Raw genomic sequence first — 12,442 nt, 5'->3', positions numbered from 1 at the left:
GTGAGCGGCATGGGGAAAATAAAGAGCGCATTATTGAACAATAAAATCGCCCAGGCCGGACTCCTTGCCGTTTTCGTTCTGGTGACCGCAGCTGCCGTCTATCTGATGGATAAGTCGGTTGTGGCATTCCTGCTTCTGCTCGGCTCGCTGCTCCTTCTCTATTATACGACCTTTAGCAATACGGTGAAGTGGATCGTCGCCGGTGTTCTGCTTATCGCAGTCATTCCCTTCGCGACGTCAGGGGGACCGTCCTACGATGCCTATATGGAGGTTGCCACGCAATGCGGTATCTATATTGCAATGGCGCTCGGGCTGAATATTGTCGTCGGCTTTGCCGGGCTTTTGGATATGGGGTTTGTTGCTTTTTTTGCCGTCGGGGCGTATACCTACGGTATTTTTGCTACCGGACAAGCGAATAACTTTATTTCCGGCGAACTGTTTCCGCTATCTGGCGGCACCTTTTGGATCTTCATTCTGATCGGCGGTTTTATGGCCGGACTGTTCGGCATATTGCTGGGTCTTCCTGTACTCCGGGTAAAAGGGGATTATCTTGCTATCGTTACCCTGGGTTTCGGCGAAATTATCCGCATCATCTTCAACAATCTGGAGAAGCCCGTTAATATTACGAACGGGGCCATGGGTCTTTCCTCTATTCAGCCGCCGAATCTGTTCGGATTCCAGTTCACGTTTCCGCATCAGTTTTATTTTATCGTTCTGGCCATCCTTGGAATCGTCATTTTCGCCGTACGGAGGCTGGAGCATTCCCGGCTTGGCCGCTCCTGGAAAGCGGTGCGTGAGAACGAAATTGCAGCGCAATCGATGGGCATCCCGCTTATTCGGACCAAACTGACAGCTTTCGCGATCGGAGCTTCCTTCTCCGGCATGATGGGCGTCGTGTTTGCGGCCAAACAGACGTTCATCGACCCGACAAGTTTCACATTGGTGGAATCTACAACCATTCTCGTCATGGTCGTGCTTGGGGGCATGGGAAGCGTACCCGGTGTCATTCTCGGCGCAAGCCTTGTGACGATCCTGCATCTTCAGGTGCTGACCGAATTTACGAACTGGCTGAACCAGCTGTCCATGCAGGGGGTCATCAACGTTCCGACTGCTCTGTCTCCGGCGAAAATGCAGCGGCTTATTTTTGGATTGATTTTGATCCTGGTCGCTATCTTCAGGCCGAATGGTCTCATTTCGGCCAAAAACCGGAAAGTCAGCCTGGATCGGGCTCACGAGCAGCATTCTGCTTCTTCCAATGCAGCTTCGCTCAACAAGTAATCAGCCTTGAGGGAGGGACCTACCGAAATGACGATATTGAAGGTTACGAATCTTGTCAAAAGATTCGGCGGACTGGTGGCTGTAAACGGAGTAAACTTTTCTTTTCCAAAGGGGAAAATATCGGCTGTCATCGGTCCGAACGGAGCCGGTAAAACGACGTTTTTTAATATGATCACCGGCATTTACGTGCCGGATGAAGGCGGAATTGAACTGGACGGGGAGTCCATCGTCAGGGTCAAGCCGCACCGGATTACGGAGCGCGGAATTGCCCGGACCTTTCAGAACATCCGGCTGTTCGGCAGTATGACGGTGCTGGAAAATGTCATGGTCGGTTTGCATATCCACCTGAAATCGGGCATTATCGGGACGCTGCTGGGGCTGCCCGCGGTAAGAAACGAGGAGCAGCATGCCCAGGAGAAGGCTTATCGTCTGCTGGAATACGTAGGCCTGGCCCATCTGATGAATGAAGAAGCCGCGAGCTTGCCCTACGGTGCCCAGCGACGGCTCGAAATCGCCAGGGCGCTTGCGGCCAAACCCAAGGTGCTGCTGCTTGACGAGCCGGCGGCCGGGATGAATCCGCGTGAAACGGCCGAGCTGACGGGACTCATCCGCAGCATGCAGCGCGACATGGATATGTCCATTATTCTGATCGAACATGACATGAAGCTGGTCATGGAGTTGTCCGACCACATTCTGGTGCTGGACCACGGCGAAAAAATTGCCGAGGGCGGGCCGGCCGACATCCGCTCCAACCCGAAAGTCATAGAGGCATACTTAGGCAAGGGCGCGGCCGAGGAGGTGAATGCATGAGCATGCTGCAGCTGCAAAACGTACAGGCTTATTACGGCGCCATTCAAGCGCTGAAGGGCATTACAATGACTGTAAATCAGGGGGAAATCGTTACGCTGATCGGTTCCAATGGAGCGGGAAAGTCGACGACGCTGAAATCGATTTGCGGACAGGTGCAGACCAAAGGAGAAATTTTGTTTGAAGGAAAAAATATATCCTCCTGGCAGCCTCATCTGATAGCCGCGGCCGGCATTGCCCATGTGCCCGAAGGCAGACGGATCTTTCCGCGGCTGACTGTGAAGGAAAACCTGGAAATGGGAGCTTTCTCCATCAAGGACAAGAAGCTGATCAAAGAGCGGATTGAGCAGGCTTTTGCCTATTTTCCGCGGCTGAAGGAACGCTACCATCAGGCAGGGGGCACGATGAGCGGCGGAGAACAGCAGATGCTGGCGATTGCGCGGGCTTTGATGATGAAGCCGGAAATTTTGCTGCTGGATGAACCATCGATGGGCCTTGCGCCTGTGCTGGTAGACCAGATTTTTGAGATCATTGAAGAGCTGAACCAGGCCGGGATGACGATTCTGCTGGTGGAACAGAATGCGTACCATGCCTTGAAGATCGCGCATCGCGGCTATGTCATCCAGACCGGCGAGATCATCATGCAGGATGAGGCGTCGGTTCTGCTGTCGAATGACCAGGTGCAGGAAGCTTACCTGGCATAAAGCTTTATTTTTAGAATTCTGTAGATAGTCAATTAACTTGTGAGTTTTATTAATTAACCGCAGAAGACTCCCTCCTCTATAGGTGGTGAGATGTGCGGTTTTTTTTGACTTTCTGTGTTTTTTTTTGTAAGAACACACGTTTTGTTTATGGTAAAATGTTGGATAAGGAGGTGAAACAAATTGAAATTGGTCTACAAGTGGACGCCGAGGTTCACGATGAAGCAACTCTCTCTTTTGGAAGATTTGGCTTTTCATACAACAAAGCTTTACAATATCGCGTCGAATTGGCACCGCGATTATCTCCACTCGCATACATACCAGCAATGTCTGAAAATGGTGGAGCAGAACTGGAAGAGCTTCTTTGCTTCGGAGCAAAGACTTCAAGAAGAACCCGCATAAATACAAAGGCACTCCCCAGCCTCCTAAGTACAAGCACGTCAACCAGCGTATCCTAGCGTCGGCTAAGACTTGGAACGTTTGAATCCCACGCCTCTAAGGGTACAACCCGTAGGTGGCAGGAGACTTCAATGTTGAAAGGTTTTTCTTAGAACGTGTATAATTATAGCTATAGCGAAGGTCCAGATTATTTTTAGAAAGTATATCGACATAAACAGTTTTCAAAGCCTGGTTGCGAACCGGGCTTTTCATTACATTAGTGCTTTTTGGTTTGGAAAGATTGCTGCGGATCTGTGCGTTTACGCTCAGGGTGATCTTGTTAGCAATATATATAGGATTTAAATCCTGCCGCTCGCGGCTTGCGATGAGTTTTGCTGCGAAGTGGAATTCGAAGGAGGACTCCTTCGCAAAACTTTTAGGAGGTTAAGTCATGGGGGACACTCTGGCAAGGAAGAACATCGTTGTGATGGGGGTGACCAATGAGCGGAGTATTGCCTGGGCAATAGCGGAAAGCCTGCCGTCACAAGGTGCTCGGCGATTTCAGGTTCCATTCTGAAGGAAGTGGAAGAAAAGGCTCCATTCCGCAAAACAACGGATGCTGCGGAAGTCGGCGATACGGGCATGTTCCTGCTCAACCATTTGTCACGTGGAATTATCTCGAAATCATTTTTGTCGATCGGTTATAATATTGTAGGAGCCAAATTAATAGCACACAGACAAGTAGAGAAAGTTCGTCACCAGCCGTACAGCCGTCGGATCGGGACGGACTTTCCTGCGAATACGCGGATTGCTAAAATTATTGGCAGCCGTTCTGCTTGTCCATATGGAATTTAATTGAAGTCTCCCGGAACCGTTAAAAGGGGCGCAACTTTATTTTTTCGAAGACGTATTGTATCAGAAGAAAAGGCAAATAGATTGCGATAGAAAGTAGAGTGATAACACTTGGAAGATAATAATAAACCTTCATATGTGGTTGGCAGCAAAAGTTTTACAGCCGTTGCCATCAACGCGGCAGCCAAAGCCGGAGAATGGATCAAAAGCCGTGTGGGCATATATAAAGAGCTGAATACCAAACTTTCCCCCCAGGATCTGGTGACCGAAGTGGACAAAGGGGCGGAAATCATGATCCGCAAGCTTATCAAGACCCACTTTCCGAACCATGATTTTCTTGGCGAAGAGAGTGTCGAACCGGGAGCAAAAGCATCGGCAGAGGCGGTGGCGGGGTATGCGGATTCCGAATATCTCTGGATCGTGGACCCGATTGACGGAACAACAAATTTTGTACACGGCAATCCATATTTCTGCGTCTCCATAGCGCTGGCCATCAAGGGCGAGTTGACGGTCGGAGTTATTTACGATCCGATGCATGATGAGATGTTTGTTGCGGAGAAAGGTAAAGGAGCTTATGTACACGGCAAACCGATGTCCGTTTCGAAAGAGACGGAATTGTCGGGAAGCCTGCTGGCGATCGGTTACAATCCGGAGCGGGAGTTTGCCCTGCCGAACAATATGAAAGGCATTGCGGCGCTGTCTACCAGAACGCGCAGCCTTAGAGCAATGGGGTCTGCTGCCCTGCATCTGGCTTATGTGGCAGCCGGCCGTTTGACTGGCTACTATGAAGTAGGCCTGAACTCGTGGGATGTGGCGGCAGGTGTGCTGCTTGTGAAGGAATCCGGCGGACAGGTAACGGATACGCAGGGCGGACCGTATCATTTGGCAGCCCGCCATTTGGCAGCAACCAACGGACACATTCACCAGGAGCTGCTTCAGACGCTTAAAGAAGCGGAAGCGACCGGTTTGTAGCGAATATAAGTTGAATTAAAGAACAACATAGAGAACGGGGAAGATCGATGGATTCTGAGGAAACTACCGGAGCGCGAAGGAGGTCCGAAAGATGGGCGATCAGAAGAATAAAGAGCTCGAACAGAAACTGACAGAGCTTTTATTTGATGGGGAACAGAAACAAGTGAACCATCAGGAGGAAGGACGAAAGCGATTATCGCCCAAGTATGAAATCCGCATCCAGACAACGATGGACCCGGTTGTGGAAGAAACGATGAAATACCGCAGCATGGCCAGGGAAATTGACGACAGATACGACAAATATGTTGAACGTTCACCTAAGAAAGACAACGAATCCTGAGAATACTTAACTGCAGCAATAGACTACCATTGCTTGTCCCTGTGAGCCTGCCGGGGCTCTTTTTTTTGAATGGACGAAAGTGAAAAAAATTTCCTTTGAATTTAATAATTGGTATAATGGATTGAGTTTTCGCAACAGGATGGCGTTCTTGATTTCCAGCTTACATCTATGAAGCTGCATGCATATATACATAAAGGAGAGTGTTATTCAACATGATGATCCAAACAAGCTTTAAGCGAGGAACAGGAAAAGCGCTGCTTATGTTCTTGCTCATATGGCTGGCAGCCGCGCCTGCCACGACGTTTCATGATCAGCCGCCGAAGCGCAGGCACAGGAGGCGTACCGAATCGTTGCGCTGGGGGATTCGCTTACGGCCGGATATGAGCCTGATCTCGCCACTCAGCCGGCTCCGGTGCCTTATGGCTTTGCAGACCGGATTAAAGAGCAAGGTCTGTATCATGGCCGTACAGAGCTGGCCAATTACGGTATTTTAGGCTTGAAAAGCGAGGGTCTGGCGCATTACGTATCGGCAATTCAAGAAGGACGCCAGCCTGCGCCGGACGAAATTCAGGTTGGTCTTTCCGATCCGAGAATCGCCCAATTTGCAGCCGGAACGACGCAGGCGAAGGCGGATATCGAGGCAGCAAACCTGATCACGATTACGATTGGCGGCAATGACGTCAAATCCTTGCTTCAGGAAGCCGGCAAGCTGGCGGATAGCGATTTGGAAGCAAAATTGAAGACGTTGATCGATGCTTATACGGCAAACCTGACTCAAGCCTTAACGAATTTGAGAACCATGAATCCGCAGGCATTAATCGTCGTGGCGGATCAATACCAACCAGTGCCTGAGCTTGTCGGTGCAGCTAGCTATGCCAAGCTGGAGAAAGCGGCTGGTGCGTTTACCGAAGCGACTGATGCTGTAGTTGCCGGATTTGCCGGTCAGACAGGTCAGGTGAAGGTTGCGCATGTAGCGGCAGCTTTTGTCGGTAACGAGCTCAGCTTTACGCATATTCTGGAAGGGGACATTCATCCGAAGCAAGCCGGCTACGAAGCGATAGCGAAGGTATTTTCCGAGGTCATCTGGGGGGACTACCGCCAGACCCGGGCTGCCTTGGGCCAGGAAGCCATATCCATTGTGGTTGGAGGGCAAGAATTGCTTACGCCGAACAAGCCGATCTTGAAGAACGGGCAGACGTTTATAGCGATCGGCGATATCATTCAGGCCACCCACGCTGTCTCCAATTGGGATAGCCGCAACGGCAGCTTGTCTTTGACTTATCAAGGGAACAAAGTCGTCATCCCGATCGGTTCCAAAACGATCCAGGTGAATGGAGAAAAGGTGTCTACCGCGGCTCCTGCTTTCCTGCAAAAGGCAGGCAGCAATTCCAAAACCTATGTTCCGCTTGCCTTGCTGGCGAAAGGTCTGGGCTTTGATGTGCAGTACAGCTCCAAGGTCAAAACGGTTTTTATTAATCTGTAAAACATAAAAGCCTCACTTTGTGGGGTTATCTTGCCTTTAAAAAATCCCCTTATGGCAGCCAAAGCGCCACAAGGGGATTTTTTTGCGTTGAAAACCGCTTTATTTGCCGCTCATCCGGCGAAAAGCCTCATGGGCAGCTGTCAGGGTAGCGTCAATATCCTCGTCGGTATGCTCCGTGGTCAGGAACCAGGCTTCATACTTGGAAGGAGCAAGGTTGATCCCCTGGTCCAGCATGAGGCGGAAGAACTCGGCAAAGGCTTCGCTATCCGTATCCTGGGCTTCCGCATAGTTCGTTACCGGATGATCGCAGAAGTGGGTGGAGAAGGAGCCGCGGATTTGGTTGATGGTCAGCGGGATACCGTATTGAGCTGCGGAGGAAGCGAATCCTTCCGTCAGGCGTACCGCTAACCGGTTCATTTCCTCGTATACGCCTTCGCCTTGCAGCACCTCCAGGCAGGCAATACCCGCGGAGATGGACGCAGGGTTGCCGGCCATCGTGCCCGCCTGATAGGCAGGGCCCAGCGGAGCAACCTGCTCCATGATCTCCTTGCTGCCGCCGTATGCGCCGATCGGCAGACCTCCGCCGATAATTTTGCCGAGCGCCGTAAGGTCCGGCTTGATGGCGTCGTGGTTCCGCAGGCCGGCAAACGTCTGTGCCGAACCATAATGGAAGCGGAACGCGGTAATCACTTCGTCATAGATGACAAGGGCGCCATACTGGCGGGCAAGTCTGCAAAGATCTTCAAGAAAACCCTCCTTGGGCATAACCATGCCGAAATTGCCGACAATCGGTTCCACCATAACGGCGGCGACATCATCGCCCCATTTCTCCAGCGCCTCCTTAAGCGCCGCTGCATCGTTGAACGGAACGGTGATTACTTCATGGGCGATGCTCGTTGGAATGCCGGCGCTGTCCGGAATGCCCAGGGTGGAAGGGCCGGAGCCAGCGGCGACAAGCACCAGATCCGAATGCCCGTGGTAGCAGCCGGCAAATTTGATGATTTTATTCCGTTTCGTATAAGCGCGGGCAACCCGGATGGTCGTCATGACAGCTTCCGTACCGGAATTGACGAAGCGAACCTTGTCCATCGAAGGAATGGCCTCCTTCAGCATGACGGCAAGCTTGATCTCTAGCTCGGTTGGCGTTCCGTACAATGTGCCGTTTGCCGCGGCGCTCGCGATAGCCTCCGCAATGTGCGGATGTCCATGTCCGGTAATAATCGGTCCGTAAGCGGCCAGGTAATCAATATAGCGGTTGCCGTCAACGTCCCAGAAATAGGCCCCGCGCGCTTTCTCCATAAAAACAGGCGCCCCGCCGCCTACCGCCTTGAACGAACGGGACGGGCTGTTGACGCCTCCTACAATATGTTTGAGTGCTTCCTGATACAAATGCTCGGATTTAGAACGGTTCATCTTAAAACTTCCTTCCCTTTTCTTATGTAATCACGATAACAGCGGGGGATTATTTCCCGCCGCTGCTATCGCTTTCTGCCTTATTTGCTGCGTTGCCGCTGCTTGCTGCACTTTCGCTGCCGCTTGCTTTATCGCCTGGGCCTGCATTCCCGGCGGACACGCTTCCATCCGTGCTTGTCTCAGGCTGGGCTGCGTCATCCCGGTTAAATACGTTCTGTATATATTCCTTGAGCTCATCTTCATCCTTAATGCCGATAACCGAAGCGCCGCTTACTTTTTCTTCTTCCAAAAGATCCATCGGCGGGATTTGCTCACTTGCCGTCACCTGACTTTTATAGCCGACAGTCGCCAGCTTCCACATGTCCGAGACGGACAAATTGGTATCGATGTAAGGGTTGACTTTCTCCAGAATGCCAGGCAAGTTCATAATGGACGTCGTGCTTTTCAGCTTATCGGAAATTGCGCTTAAAAACTTGCGCTGCCGATCCGTCCGGGCAAAATCGGACATGGCGTCATGCCGGAAACGGACATACTGCAGCGCGGTTTTGCCGTCGAGATGCTGCATCCCTTTCTTGAGATCGATATCATATTCATGATTATCCGCAGCACTGGTGTAATGCATATCTTTCTCCACTTCAAAATCCACACCGCCGACCGCATCGACGAGCGCAATGAATCCTTGAAAATCAGTGTATACGTAATATTGGATCGGTATGCCAAGCAGATCGGATACAGCCTTCATCGCGGTATTAGGCCCGTGGGTAATGGCCGTGTTGATCCGCTCGCTCCCGTGTTCGGGTATTTCCACATAAGTATCGCGCATAATGGAGAATAGGTACCCTTTTTTCTTTACGGGGTCAATGGAAGCAACCAGCATCGTATCCGAACGGGGAATTTCCCCTTTCCGGATGCCGCGGGCATCCACACCCATCAGCAGAATGTTGACCCTTTCGGTTCCTTCCCATTTCGGCGGCTCCGGTACTTTAATATCGCTGGGCTGAACCTGGTAGAAAGGAGAATCCTCGCCTTTCTTGCTAAAATTGTCTACTTGTTTATAAATGGCGGAAAAATAATAGGCGACTGCTGCAATAATGACAGCTAGCACGCCTGCAACGGACCAAAGGATGATCCGTTTCGTTCGTTTTGTCATCTTATTCGTCCTTTCTACAAAAAGATCGGAATTTCCGCTCCAATCGTGGCGGTTTCTCATATCTTTACATTATAATTTTTTTGGCAGGCACAATCAATTTTCGTTTTTTGAAGGCTAAGTGAACATATTGGGAGGTATTCTAAGGTGGCAGAACAAGAACTCGAAATCGGACAGGTTGTTCCTGATTTTACGCTTCCGGCAAGCTCCGGGGCTTCGGTCACGCTCAGCGAATTTAGAGGGAAGAAGGTTGTGATCTATTTCTATCCGAAGGACCAGACTCCGGGCTGTACGCAGGAAGCTTGTGATTTCCGGGACAGAACCGAGTATTTTGCACAACACGGGGCTGTGCTTTTGGGCATCAGCGGTGACGACATCAAGTCGCATAACCGGTTTGCGGGTAAATATGAGCTGCCGTTTCCGCTGCTGTCGGATGAGGATCATAGCGTCAGCCGCATGTTCGGCGTGTGGCAAATCAAAAAAATGTACGGCCGGGAGTTTGAAGGGATTGCGCGATCGACATTCCTTCTGGATGAAGAAGGAAGACTCGTCCGGGAATGGCGGAAAGTAAAAGTCAAGAACCATGCTGAAGAGGTGCTGGAAGCCGTTCGTCAGCATGAGACAGAGCGAAAGTAGCAGCGAGCAAGCCGGTCCATCATGGGCGACGCCCAAGCGGGCTGGAGTCTGGAAGGTATCAGATCCAGCCTGCTTATTTTATATATTATGAGAATAAGAGCTTCGTATTATTACTCTTTTTTTCATAAAAATGGACAACGTCGTCAAAAGATGATTAAGCGCATCAATCGAAATCAGGCGCATCAAGGCTCAGAGGTCGATCCGGACGGCTTCGGCTTGGCGTCACCGTCCTCGTCGTCACGGACGCCGCGCACGCTTGCTTCCGGCGGCTGTTTTTTGCCGGAGAACCGTTTGGAGTATGCGCGTCTTAGCGTATGGCGGTAGCGGTAAAGTACGACGAGCGCAATCAAGGCGGCAATGCACAGCGACGCAATCAGGGAATAAGTAGCAGCAAGGTGGAACATGTATTTCCACTGCGGGCCGAATATTTTGCCGATACCCACAAAAAGGGCCGTCCAGACAAGAGCTCCGGAATAGGCATAGAGCATGAATTTGCGGAAGGGAAGGGTGATCATTCCGGAAAAATATCCGGTAATATGGCGAACGCCCGGAATAAAGTAGCCGATAAAGATCAGTCCGGATCCGTATTTGTCAAACCAGTATTTCGTTTTGTCAAATTTATGCGGCGGGAGGAAAAACCATTTGCCGAATTTTCGGATAAACGGAAGTCCCGCTTTTCGGCCGATCCAGTAGGTTGTCGTCATGCCCATCGTCGTTCCAAGGAAGGCGAACAGAATGAGCGCCTGCCAGTTCAGAAGACCTTTATAGGACAGAAACCCCGCATAGGCCATCGTCGTTTCGCCCGGAAACGGCAGCGCAATGAACTCCAGCAGCAGACCGATCCAGATGACAAAATACCCATGATCTTCAAACAAATCCTCTAAATAATGCACGATATCCATAGTGGTTGTTCACTCTCCAGCTAATCTTCGGGAAGGCTAGTCTATTTTGAACGCTGCATCCATATAATCTATCAAAGCCAAGACTTATTCATAGACATGATGGAGGTAGGGTTCATATGTATAGAAAATCCCGTGTTCTCATTATGATGACGATTTTCCTTGTGTTTATTCTTTCAGTCATAATTGGCGGCAGTATTTGGAGCAAGGCAAACATGTACAAGCTCCAGCCGGCCGAAGCCGCTTCCTTAATTCCCGCCCGTGGGCCGGGGGAGATACAGGGTGACCGAAACGAACGGGAACAGGCTGCACACGCTTCCGCGGCTAAACCGGCTGAATCCGTAAAGAAAGCGGCGGTCAAGAGCGCGCTGGCGACAGCCAAAACGGAAACCGCTACTGCCGAGCAGGCAAAGCCGCAGTCTTCATCCAAAACGGTATATCTCACGTTCGACGACGGCCCAAGCAAATTGACGAAGAGCGTTCTTCAGATATTGGACCAATTCAAGGTCAAAGCAACTTTTTTTGTAATCGGCAAGCAGGCTGAAAGCTCTCCAGAGCTGATCCGCCAAATCGCGGATGGAGGGCACGCGGTCGGCAATCATACCTATGACCATGATTACGATAAGTTATACCACAATTTTAGCGAATTTTGGGGACAAATCAAACAGACCGAGGAAATCTTGCGAAACATTACCGGATACAGGACTTCTTTGGTCCGCGCTCCTGGAGGAACATACGGCCACTTCGACAAAACCTACTTCTCCCTGATGGCTCAGGCGGGATATCAGGTTTTTGACTGGGATGTGGACAGCGGAGACTCTGCAAGGAAGGGGGTGCCGTCCGATGAAATTTTGAAAAATGCTACGGAGAACGGCAAGCGGCAGAGTGTGGTGCTACTGATGCATGACGGCAGCGGACACGATGCGACGGTCAAGGCTCTTCCGCAAATCATCCGGTATTACAAGGACCAGGGGTACCGGTTCGCTCCGCTTACTCCTGAAGTCAAGCCTGTGCAGTTCCATACCGGAGGCAACCTTGCCAAGGGGCGAACAGCGCCGGATCAGGCATGGATTGACAGCCATATTGTCCTGAACGCGGCTTTGTTCGAGAAGGGTCTGCCTCTTACGGTGACGGCCGGAGGCGTGCAGACAAAGCTGGAGCCGGGCGAATACGAGCTGCGAGAAGGCGCCTTGTTCGTCCCGCTGCGTGCGACGCTTGAGCGATTGGGCGCCGAAGTCGCCTGGAGCAGCGCCTCTCAAAGGGCGGAGGTGAAGTGGAACGGACAAGGCTTCACTCTTCTTCCCCGGACAGGAGAGATTGTGATGAGGAAGGAAGGAGAAGCTTCCGGCCGAAGAACCGGCAAAGTGGAGCTCAGAAACGATGCGATCTGGATCTCGCTGCGCGGTCTGCTGGAAGCGCTCGGACATCCGATTGCTGCTGTCCACAAATCGGATAAGCAGTGGACGGTACGGGCCTTCTAAGCAGCCTTAAGGAGCAAATCTTCCATGTCTATTTCGGGCGGGAAATGGAGACAAT

11 protein-coding genes and 2 pseudogenes are annotated in these 12,442 nt (G+C 51.2%); 10 read left to right on the top strand and 3 right to left on the bottom strand.

The window, feature by feature from the left end; all coding sequences use genetic code 11:
• Positions 1-9 precede the first annotated feature (9 nt).
• From K7397_RS05825 to K7397_RS05785, 8 genes and pseudogenes are all read left to right on the top strand, one after another.
• On the top strand, positions 10-1,278 hold the full coding sequence (locus K7397_RS05825; RefSeq protein ID WP_223067010.1) for a branched-chain amino acid ABC transporter permease: 1,269 nt from the start codon (positions 10-12) through the stop codon (positions 1,276-1,278).
• Positions 1,279-1,305: 27 nt separating this feature from the next.
• Positions 1,306-2,088, top strand: a complete 783-nt coding sequence (locus K7397_RS05820; RefSeq protein WP_223067009.1) for an ABC transporter ATP-binding protein — start codon at positions 1,306-1,308, stop codon at positions 2,086-2,088.
• The gene (locus tag K7397_RS05815; RefSeq protein ID WP_223067008.1) at positions 2,085-2,789 is read left to right on the top strand and encodes an ABC transporter ATP-binding protein; all 705 of its coding nucleotides are present in this window, start codon (positions 2,085-2,087) and stop codon (positions 2,787-2,789) included. The genes K7397_RS05820 and K7397_RS05815 overlap by 4 nt, the downstream gene beginning before the upstream one ends.
• 180 nt (positions 2,790-2,969) lie before the next feature.
• A pseudogene (locus tag K7397_RS05810) lies at positions 2,970-3,219 on the top strand (RNA-guided endonuclease InsQ/TnpB family protein); the annotation flags it as partial.
• A gap of 512 nt (positions 3,220-3,731) precedes the next feature.
• A pseudogene (locus K7397_RS05805) lies at positions 3,732-3,881 on the top strand (NADH-specific enoyl-ACP reductase); the annotation flags it as partial.
• A 246-nt stretch (positions 3,882-4,127) separates the two neighbouring features.
• Entirely contained in the window at positions 4,128-4,988 is an 861-nt protein-coding gene (locus K7397_RS05800) for an inositol monophosphatase family protein (RefSeq protein WP_223067006.1), read from the top strand.
• Between the two features lie 91 nt (positions 4,989-5,079).
• Positions 5,080-5,328, top strand: coding sequence for a hypothetical protein (locus K7397_RS05795; protein WP_223067005.1), 249 nt, complete (start codon positions 5,080-5,082; stop codon positions 5,326-5,328).
• Between the two features lie 346 nt (positions 5,329-5,674).
• A complete protein-coding gene (locus tag K7397_RS05785; protein ID WP_337926685.1) occupies positions 5,675-6,811 on the top strand; it encodes a stalk domain-containing protein in 1,137 nt (378 codons plus the stop codon).
• A 99-nt stretch (positions 6,812-6,910) separates the two neighbouring features.
• Here the strand turns inward: K7397_RS05785 and K7397_RS05780 are convergent, their stop codons facing one another.
• Both K7397_RS05780 and K7397_RS05775 read right to left on the bottom strand, forming a co-directional pair.
• Positions 6,911-8,224 (bottom strand): glutamate-1-semialdehyde 2,1-aminomutase, encoded by a 1,314-nt coding sequence (locus K7397_RS05780; RefSeq protein WP_223067002.1) that lies wholly within the window; start codon positions 8,222-8,224, stop codon positions 6,911-6,913.
• 49 nt (positions 8,225-8,273) lie between these two features.
• Positions 8,274-9,374 (bottom strand): LCP family protein, encoded by a 1,101-nt coding sequence (locus K7397_RS05775; RefSeq protein WP_223067001.1) that lies wholly within the window; start codon positions 9,372-9,374, stop codon positions 8,274-8,276.
• Positions 9,375-9,518: 144 nt separating this feature from the next.
• Here K7397_RS05775 and bcp point away from each other — a divergent pair, with 144 nt between their 5' ends.
• Positions 9,519-10,007 carry a thioredoxin-dependent thiol peroxidase gene (gene bcp, locus K7397_RS05770; RefSeq protein ID WP_223067000.1) on the top strand — a complete coding sequence of 163 codons (489 nt, stop codon included), beginning with the start codon at positions 9,519-9,521 and terminating at the stop codon, positions 10,005-10,007.
• A 182-nt stretch (positions 10,008-10,189) separates the two neighbouring features.
• Here the strand turns inward: bcp and K7397_RS05765 are convergent, their stop codons facing one another.
• Positions 10,190-10,909: a DedA family protein gene (locus K7397_RS05765; protein ID WP_223066999.1), complete on the bottom strand. Its 720-nt coding sequence runs from the start codon at positions 10,907-10,909 to the stop codon at positions 10,190-10,192.
• A gap of 116 nt (positions 10,910-11,025) precedes the next feature.
• Here K7397_RS05765 and K7397_RS05760 point away from each other — a divergent pair, with 116 nt between their 5' ends.
• Entirely contained in the window at positions 11,026-12,387 is a 1,362-nt protein-coding gene (locus tag K7397_RS05760) for a polysaccharide deacetylase family protein (RefSeq protein WP_237690707.1), read from the top strand.
• Positions 12,388-12,442 lie beyond the last annotated feature (55 nt).

Source organism: Paenibacillus caui, assembly GCF_019904135.1.
Classification (GTDB): domain Bacteria; phylum Bacillota; class Bacilli; order Paenibacillales; family Paenibacillaceae; genus Fontibacillus; species Fontibacillus caui.
This window is presented reverse-complemented; position numbering and strand designations above follow the sequence as displayed.